At 65.3% G+C, this 23,841-nt stretch carries 27 protein-coding genes; 16 read left to right on the forward strand and 11 right to left on the reverse strand.

The window, feature by feature from the left end; translation table 11 throughout:
- Window positions 1-111: 111 nt before the first annotated feature.
- A complete protein-coding gene (locus AB0L63_RS14050) occupies window positions 112-552 on the forward strand; it encodes an NUDIX domain-containing protein (protein ID WP_364499504.1) in 441 nt (146 codons plus the stop codon).
- 9 nt (window positions 553-561) lie between these two features.
- On the opposite strand, the gene AB0L63_RS14055 is transcribed toward AB0L63_RS14050, so the two are convergent.
- On the reverse strand, window positions 562-1,140 hold the full coding sequence (locus AB0L63_RS14055; RefSeq protein ID WP_364499507.1) for a TetR family transcriptional regulator: 579 nt from the start codon (window positions 1,138-1,140) through the stop codon (window positions 562-564).
- Window positions 1,141-1,203: 63 nt separating this feature from the next.
- Here AB0L63_RS14055 and zapE point away from each other — a divergent pair, with 63 nt between their 5' ends.
- The 6 genes from zapE (at window position 1,204) to AB0L63_RS14085 (ending at window position 6,684) form a co-directional block, all read left to right on the forward strand.
- A complete protein-coding gene (zapE, locus tag AB0L63_RS14060; protein ID WP_364499509.1) occupies window positions 1,204-2,160 on the forward strand; it encodes a cell division protein ZapE in 957 nt (318 codons plus the stop codon).
- Window positions 2,161-2,317: 157 nt separating this feature from the next.
- Window positions 2,318-3,235 (forward strand): DUF4129 domain-containing protein, encoded by a 918-nt coding sequence (locus AB0L63_RS14065; RefSeq protein WP_364499512.1) that lies wholly within the window; start codon window positions 2,318-2,320, stop codon window positions 3,233-3,235.
- Entirely contained in the window at window positions 3,232-3,726 is a 495-nt protein-coding gene (locus tag AB0L63_RS14070; protein WP_364499514.1) for a hypothetical protein, read from the forward strand. Before AB0L63_RS14065 ends, AB0L63_RS14070 begins: the two co-directional genes overlap by 4 nt.
- Before the next feature lie 141 nt (window positions 3,727-3,867).
- The gene (locus AB0L63_RS14075) at window positions 3,868-4,830 is read left to right on the forward strand and encodes a MoxR family ATPase (RefSeq protein ID WP_364499517.1); all 963 of its coding nucleotides are present in this window, start codon (window positions 3,868-3,870) and stop codon (window positions 4,828-4,830) included.
- Between the two features lie 16 nt (window positions 4,831-4,846).
- Window positions 4,847-6,229: a DUF58 domain-containing protein gene (locus AB0L63_RS14080; protein ID WP_364499520.1), complete on the forward strand. Its 1,383-nt coding sequence runs from the start codon at window positions 4,847-4,849 to the stop codon at window positions 6,227-6,229.
- Complete coding sequence (locus AB0L63_RS14085) at window positions 6,226-6,684, forward strand: hypothetical protein (RefSeq protein WP_364499522.1); 459 nt, start codon at window positions 6,226-6,228, stop codon at window positions 6,682-6,684. The genes AB0L63_RS14080 and AB0L63_RS14085 overlap by 4 nt, the downstream gene beginning before the upstream one ends.
- Before the next feature lie 85 nt (window positions 6,685-6,769).
- On the opposite strand, the gene AB0L63_RS14090 is transcribed toward AB0L63_RS14085, so the two are convergent.
- The gene (locus AB0L63_RS14090) at window positions 6,770-7,630 is read right to left on the reverse strand and encodes a MaoC/PaaZ C-terminal domain-containing protein (protein ID WP_364499524.1); all 861 of its coding nucleotides are present in this window, start codon (window positions 7,628-7,630) and stop codon (window positions 6,770-6,772) included.
- Window positions 7,631-7,727: 97 nt separating this feature from the next.
- Window positions 7,728-9,443, reverse strand: coding sequence for a 3-oxosteroid 1-dehydrogenase (kstD, locus tag AB0L63_RS14095; protein ID WP_364499527.1), 1,716 nt, complete (start codon window positions 9,441-9,443; stop codon window positions 7,728-7,730).
- A gap of 114 nt (window positions 9,444-9,557) precedes the next feature.
- Here kstD and AB0L63_RS14100 point away from each other — a divergent pair, with 114 nt between their 5' ends.
- From AB0L63_RS14100 to AB0L63_RS14120, 5 genes are all read left to right on the forward strand, one after another.
- Complete coding sequence (locus AB0L63_RS14100; RefSeq protein WP_364499530.1) at window positions 9,558-11,234, forward strand: FAD-binding protein; 1,677 nt, start codon at window positions 9,558-9,560, stop codon at window positions 11,232-11,234.
- A 1-nt stretch (window position 11,235) separates the two neighbouring features.
- Window positions 11,236-12,021, forward strand: a complete 786-nt coding sequence (locus tag AB0L63_RS14105; protein WP_364499532.1) for a 2-keto-4-pentenoate hydratase — start codon at window positions 11,236-11,238, stop codon at window positions 12,019-12,021.
- A 10-nt stretch (window positions 12,022-12,031) separates the two neighbouring features.
- Window positions 12,032-12,943 (forward strand): acetaldehyde dehydrogenase (acetylating), encoded by a 912-nt coding sequence (locus tag AB0L63_RS14110; RefSeq protein ID WP_364499534.1) that lies wholly within the window; start codon window positions 12,032-12,034, stop codon window positions 12,941-12,943.
- A gap of 12 nt (window positions 12,944-12,955) precedes the next feature.
- Window positions 12,956-13,990 (forward strand): 4-hydroxy-2-oxovalerate aldolase, encoded by a 1,035-nt coding sequence (gene dmpG, locus AB0L63_RS14115; RefSeq protein ID WP_364499537.1) that lies wholly within the window; start codon window positions 12,956-12,958, stop codon window positions 13,988-13,990.
- 228 nt (window positions 13,991-14,218) lie between these two features.
- On the forward strand, window positions 14,219-14,512 hold the full coding sequence (locus AB0L63_RS14120) for a hypothetical protein (protein WP_364499540.1): 294 nt from the start codon (window positions 14,219-14,221) through the stop codon (window positions 14,510-14,512).
- Window positions 14,513-15,028: 516 nt separating this feature from the next.
- On the opposite strand, the gene AB0L63_RS14125 is transcribed toward AB0L63_RS14120, so the two are convergent.
- On the reverse strand, window positions 15,029-15,304 hold the full coding sequence (locus tag AB0L63_RS14125) for a hypothetical protein (RefSeq protein ID WP_364499542.1): 276 nt from the start codon (window positions 15,302-15,304) through the stop codon (window positions 15,029-15,031).
- A gap of 348 nt (window positions 15,305-15,652) precedes the next feature.
- A complete protein-coding gene (locus AB0L63_RS14130) occupies window positions 15,653-16,093 on the reverse strand; it encodes a DUF5753 domain-containing protein (protein WP_364499545.1) in 441 nt (146 codons plus the stop codon).
- Here AB0L63_RS14130 and AB0L63_RS14135 point away from each other — a divergent pair.
- Both AB0L63_RS14135 and AB0L63_RS14140 read left to right on the forward strand, forming a co-directional pair.
- Window positions 16,085-16,498: a hypothetical protein gene (locus tag AB0L63_RS14135; protein WP_364499548.1), complete on the forward strand. Its 414-nt coding sequence runs from the start codon at window positions 16,085-16,087 to the stop codon at window positions 16,496-16,498. The two genes, AB0L63_RS14130 and AB0L63_RS14135, sit on opposite strands and share 9 nt — an antisense overlap.
- A gap of 350 nt (window positions 16,499-16,848) precedes the next feature.
- The gene (locus AB0L63_RS14140) at window positions 16,849-17,298 is read left to right on the forward strand and encodes an MFS transporter (protein WP_364499551.1); all 450 of its coding nucleotides are present in this window, start codon (window positions 16,849-16,851) and stop codon (window positions 17,296-17,298) included.
- 42 nt (window positions 17,299-17,340) lie between these two features.
- Here AB0L63_RS14140 and hsaB read toward each other — a convergent pair whose 3' ends face one another.
- Genes hsaB through hsaA form a run of 4 tightly spaced genes read right to left on the reverse strand, consistent with a single transcriptional unit; the run spans window position 17,341 to window position 20,889 of the window.
- Window positions 17,341-17,916: a 3-hydroxy-9,10-secoandrosta-1,3,5(10)-triene-9,17-dione monooxygenase reductase subunit gene (gene hsaB, locus AB0L63_RS14145; protein ID WP_364499554.1), complete on the reverse strand. Its 576-nt coding sequence runs from the start codon at window positions 17,914-17,916 to the stop codon at window positions 17,341-17,343.
- Window positions 17,917-17,939: 23 nt separating this feature from the next.
- Complete coding sequence (hsaC, locus tag AB0L63_RS14150) at window positions 17,940-18,845, reverse strand: iron-dependent extradiol dioxygenase HsaC (protein ID WP_364499556.1); 906 nt, start codon at window positions 18,843-18,845, stop codon at window positions 17,940-17,942.
- Window positions 18,845-19,723: a 4,5:9,10-diseco-3-hydroxy-5,9,17-trioxoandrosta-1(10),2-diene-4-oate hydrolase gene (hsaD, locus tag AB0L63_RS14155; RefSeq protein WP_364499559.1), complete on the reverse strand. Its 879-nt coding sequence runs from the start codon at window positions 19,721-19,723 to the stop codon at window positions 18,845-18,847. The genes hsaC and hsaD overlap by 1 nt, the downstream gene beginning before the upstream one ends.
- 2 nt (window positions 19,724-19,725) lie before the next feature.
- On the reverse strand, window positions 19,726-20,889 hold the full coding sequence (gene hsaA / locus AB0L63_RS14160; RefSeq protein ID WP_364499562.1) for a 3-hydroxy-9,10-secoandrosta-1,3,5(10)-triene-9,17-dione monooxygenase oxygenase subunit: 1,164 nt from the start codon (window positions 20,887-20,889) through the stop codon (window positions 19,726-19,728).
- Between the two features lie 330 nt (window positions 20,890-21,219).
- Between hsaA and AB0L63_RS14165 the strand changes: the two genes are divergently transcribed.
- Window positions 21,220-22,359 (forward strand): Rieske 2Fe-2S domain-containing protein, encoded by a 1,140-nt coding sequence (locus AB0L63_RS14165; RefSeq protein WP_364499565.1) that lies wholly within the window; start codon window positions 21,220-21,222, stop codon window positions 22,357-22,359.
- Complete coding sequence (locus tag AB0L63_RS14170; protein WP_364499568.1) at window positions 22,359-22,688, forward strand: hypothetical protein; 330 nt, start codon at window positions 22,359-22,361, stop codon at window positions 22,686-22,688. Before AB0L63_RS14165 ends, AB0L63_RS14170 begins: the two co-directional genes overlap by 1 nt.
- On the opposite strand, the gene AB0L63_RS14175 is transcribed toward AB0L63_RS14170, so the two are convergent.
- Together AB0L63_RS14175 and AB0L63_RS14180 are read right to left on the reverse strand one after the other, a co-directional pair.
- Window positions 22,689-22,892 carry a cupin domain-containing protein gene (locus AB0L63_RS14175; RefSeq protein ID WP_364499571.1) on the reverse strand — a complete coding sequence of 68 codons (204 nt, stop codon included), beginning with the start codon at window positions 22,890-22,892 and terminating at the stop codon, window positions 22,689-22,691.
- 80 nt (window positions 22,893-22,972) lie between these two features.
- Window positions 22,973-23,545, reverse strand: coding sequence for a methylated-DNA--[protein]-cysteine S-methyltransferase (locus tag AB0L63_RS14180; RefSeq protein WP_364499574.1), 573 nt, complete (start codon window positions 23,543-23,545; stop codon window positions 22,973-22,975).
- Window positions 23,546-23,841 lie beyond the last annotated feature (296 nt).

Here is a 23,841-nt window from a genome sequence, read left to right on the forward strand (position 1 = left end):
TGCGTTCCACAGGTCCTCATGCTTGGGGAACCACTCGTGCGGCCCTGCTCCGGTCGTGTCTCGGACTAGGGCCGTTGCCGTTCGCAGCGCTGCCGCTGAGGGAGGAACTGGATGGTCGACCGGCATCTTGTCGATGTTCATATCTTGCTTGTGCGTGGTGGTGAGCTGTTGCTCAGCAGGCGGCGCAGTGCGGACGAGTTCGACGGGTTGTGGCATCTGCCCGCGGGCAAGCTGGAGACTGGCGAGTCCGCCACTGCTGCTGCGGCACGCGAGACGGCCGAGGAAATCGGGGTTGTCATCGATCCCACGGATCTGCGACTGATTCATACCGCACACGTGATCGGGTCCGGGCGGGAAGCCCGGCTCGGACTGTTCTTCCACGCGCTGCGTTGGGCGGGTGAGCCGGTGAATCGGGAGCCGGGTAAGAGCTATGGGCTGCACTGGTTTTCGCTCGATACGCTGCCGGAAGAGTCGCTGATTCGCTATTCCGCGACCGGAATCCGCGGGTTCACGATGGGCACGCCCTACAGTGAGTGGGGCTGGGCGAACTGACCCCGGGGTCTACAGGGTCAGATAGCGGGACAGCACAGCCGCGAGCTGGTCGACGCTGTCCCGGGTCCCTGCCGGAACATGTGCCCGTGCGCCCGCGAATCTATCGAAGACGACGCCCTCGAGCACCGCGACGAAGTCCGCGGCGGTTGCCTCCGGTTCAGGAAAACCCAAGGCGTGGAAGAGGTCTCGTGCCCGCTCGGTTGAGAACAGGCTGTGTGCCAGCCGCCGGTGCAATTCGGGGTCGCAGAGCGGATCGATGATCAGCGCATGCCGGACGATGAGGTGATTACGCCGGTCGACGAGTAGCCGGTCGAGCCAGCTGGCGATGGCCTGCGCAGTGGCTTCGGGGTCGATGGATACCGAGGGGACGAGCTCGGCGGCGGTGAAGTCATCGCGGGAGCGGGTGATGATCCGGTCCGCGATCGCCTCGATGAGCGCGCGTTTGGTGCGGAAGTAGTAGGAGGCCGACCCGCCGGGTAGGTCGAGGGCGGTATCGAGGGCGCGGTGCGTGAGCGCTCGAATGCCCTGGGTGGCAATCACATCGATGGCAGCGTCCACGAGTGCCGCGCGTCGATCGGGTGTGGACATCATCACCTTTCTGGCGACCGCATCTCCTGATCCTCTACAACTGTAGAGGATCAGGAGGGTGTCATGAAAGACGACGTCACGCTGGATGCCGACCAACTACGGGCTCGCGCACGCCTGCTCGAATTGCTCGACCGGCACGGCAGGCCGATAATAAAGCGGCAGCGCGGCATCTACCTGCACGGCCGACCCGGTCGCGGCAAAACGATGTTGATGGACGACTTCTTCGCGGGCCTGGCGTCGAACCGCAAGCGCCGCTTCCACTTCCACGGTTTCTTCGCCCAATTGCATACCGTGGCACATGAGTCGGGCTCCATCGACAAGGCCATCGACCACCTGCTCGGCCGGGCCGAACTGGTCTGCTTCGACGAATTCCACGTGCACGATATCGGCGACGCCATGCTGATCGCCCGCATGCTCGACGCGCTGCTCACCCGCCGCATCGTGCTGGTGGTGACCTCGAACTACCCGCCGGAGCAGTTGCTGCCGAACCCGCTGTTCCATGACCGCTTCCTCCCGACCATCGCGCGCATCCGCACGCATCTGGAAATCGTGGCGGTCGACGGCGCACTCGACTACCGCACCCGCGCCGCGCACGGCGGCACCGGCTTCGCCGCCGGGTGTTACCGCATCGACGACGTGAGCGACGTCGACACCGCGGAGGTTGTTCTCGCGGGCACCCGCGAGATCCAGGCCAGCGCCGTCGACGGCTCCGCGATCACCTTCGACTTCGCCGCCCTGTGCGGCACCGCCACCGCCGCCGCGGACTACGTCGAACTCGCCCGCCGCTTTCGCCGCTGGACCGTGCGCAACGTCCCACCCCTGCGGGAGGTCCCACCCGACTGGGCCATGCGCTTGGTCAATCTGATCGATGTGCTGTACGACGCCGATCTCGAACTCACCCTCGCGGCCCGCACTGCACTATCCGACCTGGTGGCCGATGTCCCCGCCATCCCCGACCTGGCCCGGACCGCTAGCCGCCTGAGCGAACTCCGTCAGCCCGAATCCGCCGTGCTCCGCTAGCTGCGCACCGCCTGAATACTGGTCGGTAAGAGGAGGCGAGCCGAAGTATTCGATTTCATCCCGAGCGGGCCACTCGGCATGCAACTATGTGCCTGTTCAGAGCTGTACTCGGATGTGGTGGTAACAGGTGGCCAGGGCGGGAGCGCCGATATCGCGCGTGATAGTGCTGATCACGCTGCTGGTGTGTGCCGCGATCGCGCTGCGCGGCCACATTCCCGGGGCCGGTGATTCCGGCGATCACCGCACCGTGCCATCGGCGATTTCGGTGGTGCTGATGCCGGTGCTACTCACCGTATCGATGGTGATCCTGATCGCGGGGGTGATAGCCAGCCAACATCGACTGCCGCTGGCCATGCCGGAGGTGGATCGTGACGCTGAGCGCGGGCCGGGACTGCTCGGCCGCACCGGCCTGCTGGTGCTGGGCGCGCTGGCGGTCGTTTCGTTGATCATCGCGGCGGCATCGGCGATCTTCTTCGTCGGGTTCGGCGGCAGGGGTGCACCAGCGCCGTCGGCGGCGCCACACGAAACCACCATCCACACCTCGCACGCGGCCGTCACCGGCCCGGCGACTCCCGACAGCGCACCCACACCGCATCTCACCGGTACCGCGCTGCTGGTGGCCGGCCTCGCCGCCATCGCGTTGGTCGGCGCGGCATTGGTTGGGCTGATCGTGGTCGCGGTGGCCGGACAGCGCAAGCCGCGTACCGTGCCGGTCCCGGTGCCTCCGGCCGCGCCGACGGTCGTTGGCTCGCTGGCCAGAGCGGCCGAGATGGGCCTGGCCGCCATGAATATGCCCGGCCAGGATCCGCGCGAGGCCATCATCGCGTGCTACGTCGCGATGGAACGTGGGTTGTCCTTCGATCGCGCGGCCGCACCACTGGCTTCGGATACCCCGATGGAGGTGCTGGCCAGAGCTTTCGAGCGCGGCGCGCTGCACGACGCGTCGGCCCGAGAGTTGGTCGCGCTGTTCGAGGAGGCCAGGTTCAGTCCGCATTCGATGCTGGAATGGCAGCGGATGCGGGCCGAACAACTGCTGCGTATTGTGCTCGCCGATCTGCAAGGGGAGATGATTTGAACCGCGCGATCGTGATCGGTGCGCTGATCCTCGTCGTGCTGATCGAGCTCGTCACCCTCGGCGAGGCCCGCGACGCACTGCTCATCGCCGCCGGAGTTCCGGTGGCGCTGGCCATGATTCCGCTCATCTGGTCGTTGACCGGCCGGTCGGCCATGCGAACCGATGCCGGATCGGACGAAATCGACAACGGCCCCGCGGAGATGCTGCGGCACTGGCATGCCAGAGCGGAGATATTGGCCGATCGCGCGGACGGCACCAGAGCCGACTGGGATCGGCATCTGCGTCCGCTGCTGGCCAAGGAGTTCGAGTTGTCCACCGGCCTGCGAGTCGCCAAGAACCGCAAGGCGACCGAGGCCGCCGGAATATTGCAATTCGGCCCGGAGCTGTGGCGCTGGGTCGATCCGGCCAACTCGGCACTGCGGGATCAGACGACTCCCGCACCCGGGCGGGCGGCGCTGGACGAGATCCTGCGCCGCCTACAGAAGATGTGACCCGGACGCTCATGCCACATCGAATCCGGCATGAGTGGTCAGGCCCGGAGGAGGCAGCTTGCGTAACCACGTAGGGCTCCGCTCATGCCACATCGAATGCAGTCTCGAGAGAATGGGTTTCAGGCAAGTGCGAGTAGACATATGACGATTCCGATGGACACGACCATCCAGCGCAGCGACGCGGTGCTCCGGGAGCTATCCCGGGTAATCGTCGGCAAGCGCGATGAGTTGCAGCTGATCATGATCGCCGTACTCTCCGGCGGTCACATCCTGATCGAGGATCTGCCCGGACTCGGCAAGACGCTCATCGCCAGGTCTTTCGCCGCCGCGCTCGGTCTGGAATTCACCCGCGTGCAATTCACGCCCGACCTGCTCCCCGCCGACCTGCTCGGCTCCACCATCTACGACATGTCCTCGGGCCGCTTCAATTTCCGGCGCGGACCGGTCTTCACCAACGTGCTGCTGGCCGACGAGATCAACCGCACCCCGCCGAAGACCCAGGCGGCGCTGCTGGAGGCGATGGCCGAGGGCCAGGTCAGCATCGACGGCGAAACCTTCCAGCTGCCACAGCCTTTCATCGTGCTCGCGACCGATAACCCGATCGAATACGAGGGCACCTATCCGCTGCCGGAGGCGCAGCTGGACCGGTTCGCGATGCAGCTGCGGCTGGGCTATCTGTCGGAGGACGACGAACGTCAGATGATCCGCCGCCGCTTGGAGCGCGGTTCGGCGACACCGCAGGTGGGGCAGGTGGTGGACGCGAACGGCCTGCTGGAGATGCGCCAGTCCGTCGAATTCGTCACGGTGCATCCGGATGTGGTCAGCTATGTGGTCACGCTGGCCGGTGCGACGCGTGCGCATCCGCAGGTGGAGGTGGGTGCGAGTCCGCGCGCCGAACTCGATCTGGTGCAGATGTCGCGGGCGCGGGCGCTGCTGCTCGGGCGCGACTATGTGATCCCCGAAGACGTCAAGGCGCTCGCGGTTCCGGCCATGGCACACCGCATTACCCTGCGTCCCGAGATGTGGGTGCGCCGGATCCGCGGCGAGGACGTGATCACCGAATTGCTGCGCCGTCTGCCGGTGCCGCGCGCGTCGGTGACATGACCCGGTGGGACAGGCCATGACCGCGCCGGATACCACAGATTCCGCTCCCGCCATCCAGGGGATCGCGGCGGCCGATGCCGCGGCGGCGCGACCGCCGACCCGGGACGAGCAGCTGGCCGGCGGGGCGCGTCATCGGGATGTGAGTGCCGCCGTCGAGGCCGAATTGCGCTGGCGTCCCGCGCCATTGGTATTCATGCTGGCGGTGAGCGCGGCCGTGGCGCTGGTGCTCGCGGTGCTGCTCGGCCGCTGGCAGTTGGTCGTCTTCGCGGCGCCGCTGCTCGGTGTGCTCGCCACCGCGCCGTGGCAGCAGTCCAGGACCCGGATCCAGGTGGACGGCGGCGGCACGCTGCGCTGTTTCGAGACGGAGGAGGTCGTGACGACGTTCGCCGCCTTCGTAGCATCGGGTCACGCGTTGCTTCGGTTGAAGCCGGAGCAGCTCGCGGGACTCGGGATCGGCATCGAGGAGGCGATCGATTCCGGGAGGGCGCCCGCCGGGCTGCGGTTGGCCCTGACGGCGGACCGCTGGGGTCGCTATCCGCTGTCGGTGCGGGTCACCGCGCTGAGCCCGGCGGGACTGTCCGTGGCGTCGGCGGTGCTGCCCGCGGGCCAGTTGTTCGTCTACCCGATCACCGATCCGCAGCGAATGAAGTTGCCGCGCACCGAACTTCCCGAACGGCTCGGCACCCACCTCACCCGCAAGCACGGGCCGGGTGTGGAGTACGCCGGTATCCGCGCCTACGCGCCCGGTGACCAGCTCCGCATCGTGAACTGGCCGGTGAGTGCGCGACGCGGGCGACTGTATGTCACCGAGCGGCTGACCAACCGATCCGCGGATGTGGTCGTGCTGGTGGATACTTCGCAGCAGGCGCCGGGCCCGGCCACCGATTCGCTCGAGCTGTCGGTGCGCGGTGCGGCGCAGGTGGTGCAGTCGACGCTGCAGGCCGGGGACCGTACCGCGGTGGTCTGCCTCGGCCAGTCTCCGCGCTGGCTGCGTCCGGATATCGGGCGACGGCAGTTCTATCGGATCGTGGATGCCGTGCTCGATGTCGGCGACGAGCATATTCCGACCACCGGCACCTTGGCGCCGCATGCGGCCGTCCCGCTCGGTGCGATCATCGTCGCATTCTCCACACTGCTGGATACCCAGTTCGCGCTCGCGCTGATCGATCTGCGCAAGCGCGGACATGCGGTTGTGGTCGTCGATGTCTTGCGCGGCACGCCCTTCCACGAACATCTCGATCCGACCCTGGCTCGGATGTGGAATCTGGAGCGGGCCTCGATGTATCGGGATATGGGAACCGTCGGCGTCGATATCGTGGCCTGGACCGAAGACGCGCGACTCGATCAGGTCATGCGATTGATCCCGGATCATCGCCGAACCGTAAGGGTGCGCCGATGATTCGATTCCTCGCCATGCTGTCCGGGGTGCTGCTGGTTACCGCGGTGACATTGATGACGCCATGGGCGGGAATTCCGGCGGTGGCACTCGTGGTGGCGGGCTGGTGGTTCCGGCTGCCCGCGGTCGCCGCGGTACTTCTCGCGGTCGGGGTGCTCGCCGCGGCCGACACGGGTGTACTCGCCGCAGCCGCAACGGGTTTGGTGGCCACGGCTTATCTGCTGAATACCGCGACGGTGTCCGCGCCGGTCGGTGTTGTGCCGACCACGGTGCCGTCGGTCATCGGTGCGATGGCATTCGCCGCCGCGGCTGTCGGTGCGGCGCTGCTTCCCTTGCGCTTGGCATGGGTTCCGATCGCCGCCCCGATCCTGGTGATCCTGCTGTATGCCGTGGTAATCCAGGGCATCGCGATCAAGCGGGCACGTGATAGCGACGAGACCGCTCAACTGAGCGCATAAAGCGGCCCAGAGCTTTCGTGATGCCGCGCTGTGTTCGAGAATGTGGTGGCGCCGGGTGTTCGCCACCACCACATGGTTCGGGCGCTCAGGTGAAGCGCAGGCTGACGTCGGCGAGTACCGGCGCGTCGTCGCGGTCCACGACGGTGGCACTGATGATCAGCTCGCCCTCGGTGCGCCAGATTCTGGTGCGGATGGTTTCGCCCGGGTAGAGCACACCGGCGAAGCGGGCGCGGAATCCGGTGACCCGGCTCGCATCCGAATCGAGCACGGTGTCGGTGGCCGTTTTGCAGACGATGCCGTAGGTGCACAGGCCGTGCAGGATCGGGTTGGGGAAGCCAGCGGCGCGGGCGAATTCGGGGTCCGAGTGCAGGGGGTTGCGGTCGCCGCACATGCGATACAGCAGTGCCTGCTGGGGCAGGGTCGGCGTGGTGACATCGAAATCCGGTGCGCGGTCGGGGAGTTCGGCCTTGGTGCTCGGGCCGCGTTCGCCGCCGAAGCCGCCTTCACCCTTGGCGAAAATGGATGAGCGTGCGGTCCAGAGCGGTTGACCGTCGGAACCCGTGACCGTCTGCTCCTGGACCACTACCGCGGCCGAGCTCTTGTCCCAGAGTTCGGTAATGCGTCCGGTGCCGGTCGCCTTGCCCGACGCCGGTATCGGGCGATGCACCTCGACCTCCTGATGGCCGTGCACCACCTTCGCCAGATCGATATCGATGCCAGGGAACTTGACCTGCGGCGGTTCGGTGTCGTGGAAGGTGGCCGCCACGGTCGCGAAAGTGGGCAGCACCTGCGGCGCGCGATCGTCGAGGTAGCGCAATTCGGCCGCATCGGTCCAGCGCGTACCCGCCCCGAGCCCCAGCTGGTACAGCTGCACATCCGACGGCGTCCAAGCGAACTCCCGGCTCGGAAGTTCCGCGCCGAGCGCGATATTCGGGTCGATGGGCATCCCAGGTTCTCCTTGTGCATATTCGTCGTATCAATCGTGCGGCGGCCGCGCCGCGGCGGGCAAGGTGGCGTCCGCTCCGTGAGACGCCACGCCCGGCCTACGCCTGCGCGGTGTCCGCGGCCGACAGCCGCTTCTTACGCTCGGCGATATCCAGCACCGCCAGGTAGCCGAAGGTTATCGCCGGACCGATGGTCGCGCCGGGACCCGCGTACGTATGACCCATTACCGGTGTCGCGCTATTGCCGGAGGCGTACAGGCCCTCGATCACCGTGCCGTCCTCGCGCAGGACCCGCCCGGCGGTATCGGCGACCAGGCCGCCCTTGGTGCCGAGGTCGCCCGGCACGATCTTGGCCGCGTAGAACGGGCCCTGCACCAGCCCGGCCAGGCACGGGTTCGGCTTTACGGTCGGATCGCCGTAGTACCGGTCGTAGTGGCTGTTGCCGCGGCCGAAATCCTCGTCCTTACCGGTCGCGGCGAAGGTGTTGAACCGCTCGACGGTCGCGGTCAGATTCTCGGCGGGCACACCGATCTCGGCGGCCAGCTCCGCGAGGCTATCGGCCTTGACAATCAGGTCGTTTTCCATCCAGCGGGACGGAAACCGCTGACCAGGCTGCAGTCCGGCGAAGATGTAGCGGTTCCGGTAGCGCTGGTCGAACACCAACCACGCGGGGATGTTCTCGCCCGGACCCGCACCCTGCCCGTATTCGCCGCCGTACATGGTGTGCACGGCCTCGACGTAAGGAGCGGACTCATTTCCGAATCGCCTACCGTCGCCGTTGACCATGATGGTGCCGGGCAGATTCCGCTCGGCCAGCGCGAACCACGGCTTACCGCCCTTGAAGATGGTCGGCCCCCACCAGGAATCCGCCATGAAGTCGACCGCGCCGCCGACCTCCATCCCGGCATTGATGCCGTCGCCGGTATTGGCGGCCGCACCGGTGGTCCACTCGGTGGTGATGGGCTGGCGCTGGTATTTGGTGCGCATCTCGGCGTTGTGCTCGAAACCGCCGCTGCCGAGCACCACGCCGTATTTCGCGGTGAACCGCACGGGTTCGCCGTTCTGCTCGGCCTCGACACCGGTGACCACGCCGTCCTCCACGACGAGTTTGGTCAGCGGAGTGTTCAACAGCAGCGGCACGTTCGCGTCCATGAGCCCCTTGCGCATGGCGGCGATGATCGCCTGTCCCATGCCGAGGATGTGCTTGCCGGTCCATTTGGCGAAGTAGGTGCGGGCGCCGACGCGCATGGCCCGCATAATGCCCTTGGGGTGGCGCCGGATCAGATTGAGCCGGACGAAGTCGGCCTGCATGACCACGACATTGAGCGGTGCCTTGGCATACGGCGGCTCCAGGTTGAACCGCTCCGCGCCGAGGGTCTTGGCATCGAACGGCGCGGGTTCGCACGAGCGGCCCTGGCCGAGGCCGCCAGGGGCCTCCGGGTAGTAGTCGGAGTAGCCGGGCACCCACTTCATCTTCAGCGGGGTGTGCTCGAGCACGAAGTCGAAGGCCTCCGCACCACGGTCGATGTAGGTGTCGATCCGGTCCTTCGGTACCACGTCGCCGATGATGCTGTGCAGATAGGTGCGGGCGTCCTCGCGGTCATCGGGACGGCCGGAATCCTTCAGTGCCTTATTGCCAGGGATCCACACGCCGCCGCCGGAGCGTGCGGTCGATCCGCCGTAGTGCGCGGCCTTCTCGATGACGACCACACTCAGCCCGTGATGGGCCGCGGCCAGGGCGGCGGTCATCCCGGCGGCGCCGCTGCCGACCACTACCACGTCATAGCTGTGCGGATCATTAACCGGATCAGTCATGTAGAACACGTTATAGAATGGGACCGCATTTGGTCTATGTTGAGTGGCAGAAGACGCACTCGACGTTCCATTAGTCGAGAAAACTTGTTTCAGTTTATGACCGGAGTGAGGTACATGGGCAGTGTTGTTTCGAGCGACCTGCAAGCAGTCGCCAGCGGCGACTGGGACCTGACTGCGGATGTGGTCGTCGTCGGCTACGGCGCGGCGGGGGCCGCTGCCGCACTGGAAGCGACCGAGGCGGGTGCGCAGGTGCTGGTGCTCGAGCGGTTCGCCGGTGGCGGGGCTTCGGCGTTGTCCGGCGGCGTCATCTACGCGGGCGGTGGCACTTCGGTGCAGCAAGAGGCCGGGGTACGCGATACGCCGGAACAGATGCTGGCCTACCTCGAACGGGAGGTCGGCACGGCCGTCACGTCCGAGACGCTGCGGCGGTTCGTGGCCGAGAGTCCGGCGCTGATCGAGTGGCTGAAGGGGCACGGGGTGCCGTTCGAGGCATCGCTGTGTCCGTACAAGACGTCGTATCCGAATGACAGCTTCTACCTCTACTACTCCGGTAGTGAGGTCTCCGGTTACGGCCGCGAGGTCGCGACGCCCGCGCAGCGCGGACATCGGGTCAAGGGCAAGGGCACATCCGGGAAGAAGCTCACCGGTCCGCTCGCCGCGTCGGCGTCGCGGCGCGGGGTTCGGGTGGAAACCCTCACGCAGGTAACGCGATTGATCACCGATGCCAACGGCGCGGTAATCGGCGTCGAATGCGAGTCACTGCGCGACGCACCCGGGCGGATCCGGGATCGCTACGCCCGGATGGCGAAAATCGCCGCCAAGCCGGGCATTTACTATCCGCCGCTGCGCAAAGCGCTGGAGTGGCGGCTCGCGAAGCTTGATCGCCGGTACCGCACGACAATTCGGGTTCAGGCTCGCCGCGGTGTGGTGCTCAGCGCGGGCGGATTCATCGCGAATCGGGAGATGCTGCGGGAACACGGGCCGCAATACCGCGGCGGCCTCGCGCTCGGCACCACCGGTGATGACGGCAGCGGCATCCGGATGGCCGAACAGGTCGGTGCGGCGACGGATCGGATGGGCAATATCTCGGCGTGGCGATTCATCTTGCCGCCCAGTGCTTTTACCGGTTCGGTGCTGGTCGATGCGCAGGGGCGCCGGGTTATCGATGAAACCCGCTACGGTGCCGCGGTCGGTCATGCGCTCATCACCGAGCACGGCGGCAAGGGTTGGCTGCTCGCCGACAACGAACTCATGCGCACCGCGATCTCCCAGATTCGGACACAGTCGGCCTGGTTTCAGCGCGGACAGTTCGAGGCCATGCGGCGCAATGCCGTGCGCGGCGAAACCCTCGGTGCCGTCGCGGCAAAGGCCGGTATCAACGCCGATGGGTTACGCGCCACCGTCACCGAGCACAATGCCGCCATCACGAATGGTGCGCCCGATCCGGTCGGTAAGCCCGCCGAATTCACCAAAACGGTAGGGGCCGGCCCGTTCTGGTTGTTGGATGTGGGTATCAAACCGAGCGTCATCAATCCGTGCCCGATGCTCACCCTCGGCGGTGTCGTCGTCGACGAACACACCGGAGCGGTGAAATCCACTGCCGGAACCGATATTCCCGGCCTGTTCGCGGCCGGGCGGACGGCGATCGGCATCTGCTCGGACTCCTATGTCAGTGGATTGTCCCTGGCCGACTGCATTTTCTCCGGTCGGCGTGCGGGGAGATTCGCCGCAGACGCCGCAGGGCTTTCCCGGGCAGCGCTGCCCGAAGCGACCACAGTGGAAGGAAATTAGCTTGCTGTCCGACGCTATACGAATCGAACTGGCCGATGAACTAGCGGCCGCCGAACGCGATCGGGTCGGCATCGACCCGCTCATCGCGAGGCATCCCGATATCGATGTCATCGATGCCTATGAGATCCAGCTGATCAATATCCGGCGCAAACTCGATAACGGCGCCAAGGTGGTCGGGCACAAGGTCGGACTGTCATCGCTGGCGATGCAGCAGATGATGGGTGTAGACGAACCTGATTACGGTCATCTGCTCGCGGATATGGAGGTCTTCGAGGATGTTCCGGTCGAGGCCGCGCGCTATCTCATTCCGCGAGTCGAGGTCGAGGTCGGATTCATTCTCGGCGCGGACCTGCCCGGCGAAGATTGCACCGAGGCCGATGTCCTCGCCGCGACGGTCGCCTACGCGCCGTCCATCGAGCTGATCGATTCGCGGATCAAGGATTGGAAGATCGGGCTGGCCGACACCATTTCCGATAATGCGTCCTCGGCCGGTTTCGTGCTGGGCGCGGCGCGGGTCGCGCCGAAAGACCTGGACATCAAGGCCATTGATGCCGTGCTCACCCGCAACGGCGAAGTGATCGCGCAGGGCCGCAGCGATGCGGTGCTCGGCGATCCGGTGATCGCGGTGGCCTGGTTGGCGCGCAAGGTCGCCGGTTTCGGAGTGCGATTGAAGGCGGGCGACATTGTGCTGCCCGGTTCCTGCACCCGCGCCATCGATGCCCGCGCGGGCGATTCGTTCGTTGCCGAGTTCGCCGGACTCGGTTCTGTCCGTTTGCAATTCAAGTAGGAGGCTTGCCGTGTCCGAAACGGGGACCGTCACCGCCGCGATCGTCGGATCCGGCAATATCAGCACCGATCTGCTGTACAAACTGCTGCGCTCCACCAGAGTGCAACCGAAGTGGATGATCGGAATCGACCCGGAGAGCGAGGGGTTGAAGCGTGCCAGCGGGCTCGGTCTGGAAACCTCGCACGAGGGCGTGGACTGGTTGCTGGCGCAGTCGGAACTGCCGGATCTGGTATTCGAGGCGACCTCGGCGTATGTGCATCGGGCGGCCGCCCCGAAGTACGCCGAGGCCGGAATTCGCGCGGTCGATCTCACGCCCGCCGCGGTCGGGCCCGCCGTGGTGCCGCCGGTGAATCTCGGCGCGAATCTCGATGCGCCGAATGTCAATATGATCACCTGCGGTGGTCAGGCAACCATTCCGATCGTCGCGGCGGTATCGCGCGTGGTGCCGGTGCCCTATGCCGAAATCGTCGCCTCGGTGTCGTCGGTGTCCGCCGGACCGGGCACCCGCGCCAATATCGATGAGTTCACCAAGACCACCTCGCGTGGTGTGGAAACCATCGGCGGTGCGCAGCGCGGCAAGGCGATTATCATCCTGAACCCGGCCGAACCGCCGATGATCATGCGCGACACCATCTTCTGTGCGATTCCCGAGGACGCCGATACCGAGGCGATCGCGGATTCCATTCATCGGATGGTCGCCGATATCCAGAAATACGTGCCCGGTTACCGGCTCCTGAACGAACCGCAATTCGACCCGCCGTCGGTGGTTTCTGGTGGGATGGCGAAGGTTTCGGTCTTCGTCGAGGTCGAGGGTGCGGGCGACTTCCTGCCACCGTACGCGGGCAACCTCGACATCATGACCGCGGCCGCCACCCAGGTCGGCGAGGTCATGGCACAGCAGATTCTGTCGGCTCGGGTGTAAAGGAGCTCAACCATGGCATATTCCGCAGAACTCGACATCCGCGTCACCGACACCTCGCTGCGTGACGGCTCGCACCACAAGCGCCACCAGTTCACCGCCGACGATGTGCGCAATATCGTGACGGCGCTCGATGGCGCCGGCGTGCCGGTCATCGAGGTGACGCACGGCGACGGCCTCGGCGGCTCGTCGTTCAACTACGGCTTCTCGCACACTCCCGAGCAGGAGCTGGTCAAGATCGCCGCGGAAACGGCCAAGCAGGCCAAGATCGCGGTGCTCATGCTGCCCGGCGTGGGCGTCAAAGAAGATATCAAGATCTCCCAGGACAACGGTGCGTCGATCTGCCGCATCGCCACCCACTGCACCGAGGCGGACGTATCGATCCAGCACTTCGGCCTCGCGCGGGAGCTGGGATTGGAAACCGTCGGCTTCCTGATGATGTCGCACACCCAGCCGCCGGAGGCGCTGGCCAAGCAGGCGCGCATCATGGCCGATGCCGGATGCCAGTGCGTTTATGTGGTCGACTCCGCGGGTGCGCTTGTGCTCGAACAGGTTTCGGACCGGGTGGCGGCACTGGTTGCCGAACTCGGCGACGACGCCCAGGTCGGCTTCCACGGGCACGAGAACCTGGACCTGGCGGTCGCCAATTCGGTATACGCGGTTCGTGCCGGTGCGAAGCAAATCGATGGCAGCGCGAGGCGTTTCGGTGCAGGCGCGGGTAATACACCCGTCGAGGCATTCGTCGGTGTCTGCGACAAGCTCGGTATCAAGACCGGTATCGATTTCTTCGCAATCGCCGATGCCGCCGAGGATGTGGTGCGGCCCGTCATGCCACAGGAATGCCTGCTGGACCGCCAGTCCCTGATGATGGGCTACGCGGGTGTGTACTCCAGCTTCCTCAAGCACGCCGAGCGTCAGGCCGAACGCTATGGGGTCTCGGCGGCCGAAATGCTGGTGCGTGCGGGCAAGCGCAAGCTGGTCGGTGGTCAGGAGGACCAGCTGATCGATATCGCGCTGGAGCTTCAGCGCGAGACCTCCGTCTCCGCCTGACCTCGGTCCGCAAGGCCGTGCCCCAACCGGGTCGCGGCCTTGCGCGCGGGGGAACCGTTATCGGAGGTGGAGATTGACTGGCTCGCCGACGGTTGGTGGCCGCCGCGTGCCACCCGCGAAGCTGCTCACAGCGTTGGAGCGTGCGGTCGAGCGGATCGACGATGCGGCCGATCCAGGGGCTGGCATCCAGGCGGGGAGTGGGACGTTGGATCATGCAAGAATCCCGTGGTGAACAAGGGTGCACTTCCGGACGGTTGGACCATCAACGAGGTACGGCAACGCGCCCAAGACAACACCGTGGAGTTATTGGATCCCAGCACCCGGGTATTTCTACGTTTCGCCGAGTCTGACCAAGCAGTCTTCCTGGAAGTCGACCTGATCATCGGTTTCACTGGTCTGTGCCTCGCGCGCTGCATAGAAGACGGCGAGTGGTACATGGGCGACCGGGGCCGGTCGGGAGAACCGATCTTCTGCTGGTCCAGCTATGGCGCTGACCTCGGCACCGCGATCGACAGCCTGTAGGACGACATACCTGAGGCGAAGGCAGCAGAGTTGCGGTGACTGTCCGGACGGTTCGCAATGGGTGTTTAGATTCCGTGCTGATGGCGAGGCTGGACTGGTTCCGCAGCAGGGCGCGCCGGCGGCGAGGCAGTTGGCTTGCTCACCGATGAGCGCTGGATCGAGACCGCGCGGGAGGTGATGGCCGAGTACGCCGATCAGTCGCGGCCATCACGAACGATGGTGATCCTCGCATTCGGACCGAGTGGTTCGGCTTGCTGCGTTCTGCGATGATGCCAATCACCAACGACCATCCGAAAATGGCAAATCGGTGCGCTTTGCGATGAATCAGCCATGCTACCGAACCCACCAGCAATGGCCCCAAGACGAGTGCGACCGCTAGCCCCCGAAATCTGGCGTGGCGACCTGGATTGCCGTCCACAACACCGCACCGAGGATCACGCCCACGACTACTTGCAGCTCGAATAACCTGCGGAAAGGACCCACTCTGGCTCCCTTCCCTGCAGGTTACCGAAGTTGCTACTCGTGCAAAATGATCAGGTCGTTGCCATCCTCGTTCTCGAGCCCGACCGGATTCGGCACGATGCGGGCCTCGTGCGCATAGGCCAAGCTGGTGGAGATAATCCCCGTCAGGTCACACAGTCGCGCCGCGACTGCAAACAGCTCGGGCGCCGTGCGACTATCGTACGAGCCACGCAGTGCCGGTCCGACTACGTCATCAAGAAACCGCGCCAGAGTTGCACGCGCGTAGCCGCCACCGAGATGGTGGTCCGCATTAGAGAACACGTCGCACATCGACCACATGACCTGGTGCCAACACGCCGATGGTTCCCGCCTGTGGCGAAGACCGGAACCGTCTCGTCCAACCATTCGCGCACAGGATCGAACACATCGCACCCGACCCACGGCACATTGGGCTCATCCGCTACCAGAAGGCCAGTTGAATCATCTTGTAGCGCTGTCGAATTCAAGTCGAACCACATGCGTTCGAGAACGCCGCCGGTCTCCAGCGCTTCGTCCAAGCCGATTACGACCAGTTGGTGGATGCCCATAGAGTTCTCCCGTCCTCGATGCCACACCGCCGTCGAACCCGGACCAGGTATGCCGGGCCAGTGCGGTAGGTGAAAGCTGTTGCAGTGCCGTTTATTTCGGCGACTCATCGGCGATGCGACAACTCTCGGCAAACACTATGGTCGGCTCTACCGGCTTACCCCTGCTGTCCTTGGGAAACGTCATGACGATGAACTGCGACACGACGGCGCCGGTGGGTAAGCCTGCACGGAGCGGCAGGACTCGCACCTGGACGTTTTCGCGGGTGCGCAGGTCCGCGATGTGGCGCGACTGGGCAGCCATTACGCGCGGTCCGCCGACGATGGTACGCAACACATTCTCATGCAGGATGACCGAGAGCCGCACCGGCTGACGCTGGCGCGTGACGCTGTGCTGCTGCTGCATTCGGAGCGCCACGTGACGTTCCAGCTCCCCATCCGAATCGTTTGGAAAGTAGTGCCTATCAAGGGTTCTCGCGTAATCGGCGGTTTGAAGTATGCCCGGCACGATGACAGGATGACAGATATGCCCCATCGACGACTCACACTTGCCGCATTGCTCGTCCTGCCCGCGATGGCCGGGACGCTCGCCACCGGCGCCATCGCCAGCGCGGGAGCGGGAGCCGCACCTCCGACTCTCGAGGTCTCCACCGTGCCCGGCACCGTCTCGGCGACCTTCCACAACCCGAACTCGATCGGCGTCTGCTGGGCACTCAACGACGCCACCGGAGAAATCTTCGGCGGCAACAACCCCACCTCCTTCGCCCAGGCGGGCCAGACGGTTCAGGCCTCGCTGAGCAACCTCCCGACCGGCCAGATCCGCGTCCGCGCCGTCTGCGCGGAATCGCGCCCGAACGGCGGCAACCAGGACTACGCCTCGACCAGCGACGTGATTACCGTCGACGTTACCGGCAGGCCCTCGACCGGCAGCTTTGGCTGATCCGCATCAGCTGATGCGGCGCGATCGCTCGATCCCCACCATTCGTCGCTCGCGACCACTGCGCGCGAGTTGAACAGCGAAGGCCGCCTCCATCTTTCGATCGAGGCGGCCTTTGTCGATGAGGCCCGGATTCGGCCTGGTGAGCAACGCATGGACGAAGCAACGAGGGCGCTGAGCACACCCGACCCGGACGCAACGCCGACCTGAAACGCACCCCTCGCTGACCAAGTGATCACCAGCCGCGACCAGATGGAGACCGCCGTCCGCTCCTCGTTCCACCGCGTCCAGAAACTGCCCGACCGGGTCCGCGGCTACTTCCAGGCGCCACACACCGTTTACGTTTCAACCAAATGGTCCGGCTGATCCCGCGGCTGCTGCCGCGCTTCGGCCCGAAACCAGTGACGGTAATCGGCGCAGTGTTGATGGCGGCCGGTTTGGTGCTGCTGACCCAACTGACGGTCGACACAGCCTACTTTCCGATGCTGTTCATCGCCATGATCTTGATGGGAAGTGGTATCGGTCTATTCTTTTCACCGTTCAATGTGATCATTATGTCGAGCATCGCGCCGACCGAAGCCGGTGCCGCGGGTGGCGCGCTGCAGACCTTGCAGCAGACCGGTGGCTCGCTCGGCCTCGCCATTCTGGTCACCATATTCGGCACCGCCTCCCGCAATGCCGAAGGTTCGGCGCAGCATGCTCTGGTCAGCGGTATCATCGCGGCCTTCACCGGGGCGGTGGTCATCGCCGCCCTGTCCATCGTTGTCGCTCTCACCTTCCGCAGCACGCGGCCCGCGGGCTGAAATATGGCCCCGTCCAGTCGATTCCGGGCGAGGCCACATTTTCTACAGCCAGGTGTCCAGCGTCGTCGTGGTGAGGAAATGCTCCAGATCGTGCCGCCAGGGCGCTGGTACGGTCTTGTCCGGTTCGATGGCGGTGTACTGGCCGCGGTAGAACAACAGTGGCCTGCCGGAGCTCGTCGACTCCGACAGGGCCAGCACTCGGCCGATCACGATGTAGTGATCGCCGCCGTCGACGACGCTGTCCACTGTGCACTGGATGGTGGCCAGGGCGTCGTCGAGGAGTGGGAGCTCCAGTTCCGAGGTGTGCCATTTGGTTTCGGCGAACTTATCGGGTTCGCGGGAACCGAAGCGGGCACACAGTTGCTGCTGTTCCTCGGCGAGGACATTCACACAGAAACGTCCGGACTGTTCGATGGCTGCCCAGGACCGGGAGGTCTTGGTGGGGCAGAACAGCACGAGCGGTGGTTCCAGGGACAGGGCGGCGAAGGATTGGCAGGCAAAGCCGATCGGGGCGCTGTCGGTATCGAAGGTGGTGATCACCGTGATGCCGGTGCAGAACTGCCCCAGTACATTTCGGAACTGCCGCCCGTCGATCGCCGGATACTCGTCGGTCGTCATCGTCTCCCCGCTCGCCCGGTACATTACTGCTGCCGCTGTCCGACCGTGAAGTCGTGACCCCACAGGCTGACCGCGGTGGATTCCCGTGCGATCCAGTCGGCGTCGTCGACTTCCAAACCTTCACAACCGAATTCGACGTCGAAGCCGCCCGGTGTCTTCATATAGAAGGACAGCATCTTGTCGTTGACGTGCCGGCCCAGTGTCGCCGACATCTTCACCTTCTTGCGCAGTGCGCGATCGAGGCAGAGCCCGACATCGTCGGAGCCCTCCACCTCGACCATCAGGTGCACGATGCCGCTCGGCGTCGGCATGGGCAGGAAGGCCAGCGAGTGGTGGCGCGGGTTGCAGCCGAAGAAGCGCAGCCAGGCCGGTTCACCGTCGGCGGGCCGCCCGACCATCTGCGGTGGCAGCCGCATCGAATCGCGCAGCCGGAAGCCGAGCACATCGCGGTAGAAGGTCAGCGCGGCCGCATCGTCGGTGGTGCTGAGCACCACGTGGCCGAGTCCCTGTTCGCCCGTGACGAATCGGTGCCCGTAGGGGCTGACCACCCGCCGATGTTCCAGTGCCGCACCGTGAAACGCCTCCAGGGTGTTGCCGGAGGGATCCTCGAACGAGATCAACTCGTAGACCCGGCGATCGGCCTTCTCCTGTGTGGTGCCCTCCTTGAACGGCACCCCAGCCGCATCCAGCCGGTTCCGAATGTCCTGCAGCTCAGCGGCATTGGCGGTCTCCCAGCCGGAGACCCGCAGCCGATCCTGCTCGCCGGGCACGATGACCAGCCGAGCGGGGAAGTCGTCCATGCGCAGGTACAGCGCCTCGGGATCGGTGCCCTTGCCCTCGACCATGCCGAGCACTTTGAGGCCGTATTCACGCCAGGCCGCCATATCGGTGGCCTCGATGCGCAGATACGCCAGTGATCGAATACCCATCACTTCTCCTTCACGCCGGCAAGAAAGTCCGTTGTCAGCCGGTTGAATTCGTCGAACTTCTCCAGCTGGGCCCAGTGCCCGCAACCACCGAAGACGTGCAGCTGCACCCGTGGGATCATCTTCGTCGCGACCAGCGCGCCGTCGAGTGGGTTCACCCGATCCTCTCGGCCCCAGATGAGCAGCACCGGCTGGCGCAGCTTGTAGGCATCCCGCCAGATCATGCCCTGCTCGAAATCGGCTCCGGCGAAGGACTTTCCCATCGCCCTGGTCGCGGCCAGTGCCTCGGGCGTACTCGCCGAGGCAAAGCGCTCATCGATCAGCTCATCGGTGATCAGCGACTGATCGAAGACCATGATCCGTAGGAATGCCTCCAGGTTTTCCCTAGTCGCCTCGTGGTTGAACTTCGCGAGGTGCTTCACCCCCTCGGTCGGATCCGGTGCGAACAGGTTGACGCTCAACCCGCCTGGACCCATCAGCACCAGCTTGCCCGCCCGATCCGGATAGTCCAGCGCGAATCGCACCGCGGTACCGCCGCCGAGCGAATTGCCCAGCAGGTGTACGCGTTCGGTGATCTCCAGCGCATCGAGCAGATCCTTCAGCGCCGCGGCGCTGTGCGTGAAGTACTGCGGATGCTCGGTCGGCTTATCCGAGCGCCCGAATCCCGGTTGATCCACGGCGAGCACATGAAAGTCACGCGCCAGCACCGGGATGTTGCGGGCGAAGTTCGACCACGAAGAGGCACCGGGCCCGCCACCGTGCAGCAGCACGATCGTAGGGCCGTTGCCGACTCCGGCCTCGTGATAGTGCAGGCGCAGATCGCGCCGCGCCTGCGCGTATCGCGAGGTCGATTCGTAGGTGAGTTCGGCTGTCGCGGTCATGCCTAGACCATGCCGTCGGTAACCGGAAGCCCGAACTCGTGCGTGCCGTACATGACATACGCGCGCTCGGGGTCATTGGCCGCGTGCACCCGGCCGGCGTGCGCGTCCCGCCAGAAGCGCTGCAGCGGAGTGCCGTTCGCGAGCGCGGTGGCACCGGAGGCCTCGAAGAGCTTATCGATCGAGGAGATCGCCCGGCCGGTCGCGCGCACCTGGTCGCGGCGGGCCCGCACCCGCAGGTCGAACGGAATCTCCTTGCCCGCCACCAGCAATGCGTATTCGTCGGCGACATTGCCCGACAGCTGACGCCAAGCCGCATCGATATCGCTGGATGCTTCGGCGACGCGCACCTTGGTGAACGGATCGTCCTTGGCCTTCTCACCGGCGAAGGCCGCCCGCACCCGCTTGCCCTGATGCTCGACATGGGCGGCATACGCGCCGTATGCCATGCCGACAATCGGTGTCGAGATGGTCGTGGGATGGATGGTGCCCCAGGGCATCTTGTACACCGGATCGGTGTTCTGTTCCAGGCCGGGGGATTTCAGCTCGCTCATCGCGCGGAAGCTGAGAAACCGGTGCGATGGCACGAAAACATCTTCCACCACAACGGTATTGGAGCCGGTGCCGCGCAGGCCGACTACATTCCATACGTCATCGATGCGATAGTCGGTGCGCGGGACCAGGAAGCTGCCGAAGTCGACCGGCTTGCCGTCCTTGATCACCGGACCGCCGAGCACCGCCCAGGTGGCGTGATCCGAGCCCGAGGACCAGGCCCACGCGCCCTTGACGAGGTAGCCGCCGTCGACGACCGTGCCCGCGCCCATCGGGGCGTAGGACGAGGAGATCCGGACCTCGTTGTCCTCGCCCCACACGTCCTCCTGCGCCTGCTGCGCGAACAATGCGAGGTGCCAGTTGTGCACGCCGACGATGCCCGCCACCCAGCCGGTGGAACCGCAGGCGCTGGCGAGCTTGCGAACCGTGTCGTAGAACACGACCGGATCGGCCGCATGGCCACCCCACTGCTTGGGCTGCAGCAGACGGAAGAAGCCGGTCTCCTGCAGTGCCTTCATCGTTTCGTCGGGGATGCGCCGCAGGTCCTCGGCCTCCTGCGCGCGCTCGCGCAGCATCGGCAACAGTGCTTCGACCCGTTCGGTCACTTCTTGCGTCATCGCGGGAGCCGCTCCTGCCTGGTCGGATTGGTAACCGGTACTCATTTGCCTCTGAGATTAGAACAGGTTCTTATTTATGTCGAGAACGGGTGACCATTAGGGCCATTCGTCACCGATTCGCAGGTGGTCGACTGAATCGCTGGCGTGGAACGCGACATTTTTGTAACGTGTTCTAGTACAGAACGAGGAGGAATCGCGATGGCAGTTACCCCACCGCCGCCGAGCGACGGGCCCGGAGGTGGCAGCGTGCGTAACCCCGGAGGGACCCGGGAGGCGGCAAATCAGACACTGCGGAGCGGTGCGAAGGTTCGCGAGCTCGATGTGGGCTCCGTGCCCACCCGATACGCGCGGGGATGGCATTGCCTCGGTTTGGCGAAGTCGTTCCGCGACGGCAAGCCGCACGCGGTCGAGGTGTTCGGAACCAAGCTCGTCGTCTGGGTCGACAGCAATGACGAAATCCGAGTGCTGGACGCCTACTGCAGGCATATGGGTGGCGACCTGAGCATGGGTGAGGTCAAGAACGGCGATATCGCCTGCCCGTTCCACGACTGGCGCTGGTCCGGCACCACTGGCAAATGCACCGCGATCCCCTATGCGCGGCGCGTGCCGCCGCTGGCGCGGACCCGCAAGTGGACCACGCTCGAGCGCAACGGCCAACTGTTCGTCTGGCACGATGTCGAGGGCAGCCAGCCGCCGCCGGAGGTGACCATTCCGCACATCGTCGGTCCGTACACCGACGCGGATGGCAACCCGAGCGAACAACTCGACAGCGGGTGGACCGAATGGACCTGGAACTCCCTGCTGATCGAGGGCGCGAACTGCCGCGAAATCATCGACAACGTGGTGGACATGGCCCACTTCTTCTATATCCACTTCGCCTTCCCGACCTACTTCAAGAACGTCTTCGAGGGGCATATCGCCACTCAGTTCCTGGAGACCAAGGGTCGTCCCGATATCGGCATGGCCACGAAGTACGGCGGCGACACCCTGTTGAAGTCGGAGGCGTCGTACTTCGGGCCGTCTTACATGATCAATCCGCTGGTCAATATCTACAGCGGATACGAGGTCAAGAGTGTCCTGATCAACTGCCACTATCCGGTGACGCAGGATTCGTTCGTGCTGCAATGGGGCGTCTCGCTGGAGAAGCCGAAGGGCGTCGACAATGAGATGGCCGACAAGCTGGCCGCGAAGATGACCGAGGGGATCAGCGTTGGGTTCCTGCAGGATGTCGAGATCTGGAAGCATAAATCCAAAGTCGAGAATCCACTGCTGTGCGAGGAGGACGGCCCCGTCTACCAGTTGCGTCGATGGTACGACCAGTTCTATGTGGATCTGGCCGATGTGACCGACAAGATGACCCAGCGCTTCGAATTCGAGGTGGATACCACCAAGGCGAATGAGGCGTGGGAGGCCGAGGTCGCCGAGAATCTGCGGCGCAAGCGGGAAACGGAAGCGGAAGCAGGGGTCTGATGGCGCCGACCTGGGCGAAAGCACCCGACTTCGCTGACCAACCGGCGCGGCGGGCCGCGGTGCAGGCCCAGACCGTCGCCGACAAGCAGCGCTATCTGGAGGAGGGACTGACGCCGCTGCGGTGTCAGTCATGCCAAATCGAAGTGTTGGTCCGGAAAAGTTCAACGCACCAGACTTCGGTGCAGTGGACCGAGAATCCGGCCGCGCGCTGCCCGGTCTTCGCCAGGCTCAGCGCGCAGGGTTACGGGCCGGGGCGTCCGGAATCCTGCGCGCAGTTGGAGAAGACGATCAAATGGGCCGTCGACGAGGGTGTACTGGAAATCGACTGATCAGTCGATGGTGGCGTCGGCGAAGTCGAATCCCGGCGAAACGATGCAGCTCACGAGCACGTGATCAGCGCCGGCCGGGCGCGCGGCCTGACCGACCCCATCCGGTACCACCGCCTGTCCGTGCTCGACATCGGCGCGAGGACAATCTCCCGCCCCCGATGTCGAGCACCAACGCCGCCCCCCGATGCCATAGCCACAACTCATCCGAGCGCACCGTATGCCGTGCCGGCTGCGCACCCGGCAGCAATAAAAGTAGATCGCGGTAGCGCTGGCCCGCGGTCAGATCAGAAGAGGGTGGGTTCGCCGAAGCCAGGGGTGCGTTCGATTTCCAGAAGACGTTGTTTGGTGGTGATGCCGCCGGGAGCGGAGAACCCGGTGAGCGCGTGGTCGGCGGCCAGCACTCGGTGGCAGGGGATGATCAGGGGAATCGGGTTGCGGCCGAGGGCCTGCCCGACGGCTTGGGCCGCGCCGGGGGCGCCGATGCGGTCGGCGACCTGGCCGTAGCTGAGGGTGCGGCCCGGATCGATGGCGCGGGTGATTTCGTAGACGGCGCGGTGGAATTCCGGAACTCCCTTGGTGGTCACGGGAATCCAGCGCAGATCATCGAGTTCGCCGGCGAGGTGGGCCCGGATGTGCGCGATGGCATCGGCGATCGGGCCGGAGGGTGTCGCCTCCGGAATTTTCTCGGCGTCCGGAATTCGGCTGCTCGGACGCATGATCCGGGTCCGCGTCGCGGCGGGGCTCGCCTCCGGCAGTCCGAATCGGAAGACGAAGTCGTCGGTCCAGGCGATCGCGCAGGTGCCGATCGCGGTGTCGAACAGCGCCGACCCGGTGACCGAGCGAGCGGAAGCACTCATACGGTCAGTGTGCACTGCGGGTCCGACAACTTCGAGCAGACCAGTCCAGTTTTCCAAAACTGGCCTGGGTTCCACCGACGGTCGACTTCGCGGCACCGCAACCCGGGTTCGAGATCGGGCGCTGCCCGGCCCGTTCGGGATGTGCGAGGGCGGGAACATCCGGATCCGGCACGTCATCACGGCCGTAGATTGCCGTGAGATCCGTGTATTGGCGCTGGTTTTCATAGTACGAGGGCGACCATTCGGTCAACGGTCCCGCCGCGCGGAACCGATCGAGGCGGAAGCCCTCGCTCGAG

Origin of the sequence: Nocardia sp. NPDC051990, from assembly GCF_040680755.1 — a bacterium.
GTDB lineage: Bacteria > Actinomycetota > Actinomycetes > Mycobacteriales > Mycobacteriaceae > Nocardia.

Excerpts from the sequence above, each read along its gene's own strand:
- AB0L63_RS14050 (WP_364499504.1), top strand. The coding sequence starts at position 112 with ATGGTCGACCGGCATCTTGTCGATGTTCATATCTTGCTTGTGCGTGGT.
- AB0L63_RS14055 (WP_364499507.1), bottom strand. The coding sequence starts at position 1,140 with ATGTCCACACCCGATCGACGCGCGGCACTCGTGGACGCTGCCATCGAT.
- zapE (WP_364499509.1), top strand. The coding sequence starts at position 1,204 with ATGAAAGACGACGTCACGCTGGATGCCGACCAACTACGGGCTCGCGCA.
- AB0L63_RS14075 (WP_364499517.1), top strand. The coding sequence starts at position 3,868 with ATGACGATTCCGATGGACACGACCATCCAGCGCAGCGACGCGGTGCTC.
- AB0L63_RS14080 (WP_364499520.1), top strand. The coding sequence starts at position 4,847 with ATGACCGCGCCGGATACCACAGATTCCGCTCCCGCCATCCAGGGGATC.
- AB0L63_RS14085 (WP_364499522.1), top strand. The coding sequence starts at position 6,226 with ATGATTCGATTCCTCGCCATGCTGTCCGGGGTGCTGCTGGTTACCGCG.
- AB0L63_RS14090 (WP_364499524.1), bottom strand. The coding sequence starts at position 7,630 with ATGCCCATCGACCCGAATATCGCGCTCGGCGCGGAACTTCCGAGCCGG.
- kstD (WP_364499527.1), bottom strand. The coding sequence starts at position 9,443 with ATGACTGATCCGGTTAATGATCCGCACAGCTATGACGTGGTAGTGGTC.
- AB0L63_RS14100 (WP_364499530.1), top strand. The coding sequence starts at position 9,558 with ATGGGCAGTGTTGTTTCGAGCGACCTGCAAGCAGTCGCCAGCGGCGAC.
- dmpG (WP_364499537.1), top strand. The coding sequence starts at position 12,956 with ATGGCATATTCCGCAGAACTCGACATCCGCGTCACCGACACCTCGCTG.
- AB0L63_RS14125 (WP_364499542.1), bottom strand. The coding sequence starts at position 15,304 with ATGTGCGACGTGTTCTCTAATGCGGACCACCATCTCGGTGGCGGCTAC.
- AB0L63_RS14135 (WP_364499548.1), top strand. The coding sequence starts at position 16,085 with ATGCCCCATCGACGACTCACACTTGCCGCATTGCTCGTCCTGCCCGCG.
- AB0L63_RS14130 (WP_364499545.1), bottom strand. The coding sequence starts at position 16,093 with ATGGGGCATATCTGTCATCCTGTCATCGTGCCGGGCATACTTCAAACC.
- AB0L63_RS14140 (WP_364499551.1), top strand. The coding sequence starts at position 16,849 with ATGGTCCGGCTGATCCCGCGGCTGCTGCCGCGCTTCGGCCCGAAACCA.
- hsaB (WP_364499554.1), bottom strand. The coding sequence starts at position 17,916 with ATGACGACCGACGAGTATCCGGCGATCGACGGGCGGCAGTTCCGAAAT.
- hsaC (WP_364499556.1), bottom strand. The coding sequence starts at position 18,845 with ATGGGTATTCGATCACTGGCGTATCTGCGCATCGAGGCCACCGATATG.
- hsaD (WP_364499559.1), bottom strand. The coding sequence starts at position 19,723 with ATGACCGCGACAGCCGAACTCACCTACGAATCGACCTCGCGATACGCG.
- hsaA (WP_364499562.1), bottom strand. The coding sequence starts at position 20,889 with ATGACGCAAGAAGTGACCGAACGGGTCGAAGCACTGTTGCCGATGCTG.
- AB0L63_RS14170 (WP_364499568.1), top strand. The coding sequence starts at position 22,359 with ATGGCGCCGACCTGGGCGAAAGCACCCGACTTCGCTGACCAACCGGCG.
- AB0L63_RS14175 (WP_364499571.1), bottom strand. The coding sequence starts at position 22,892 with ATGAGTTGTGGCTATGGCATCGGGGGGCGGCGTTGGTGCTCGACATCG.
- AB0L63_RS14180 (WP_364499574.1), bottom strand. The coding sequence starts at position 23,545 with ATGAGTGCTTCCGCTCGCTCGGTCACCGGGTCGGCGCTGTTCGACACC.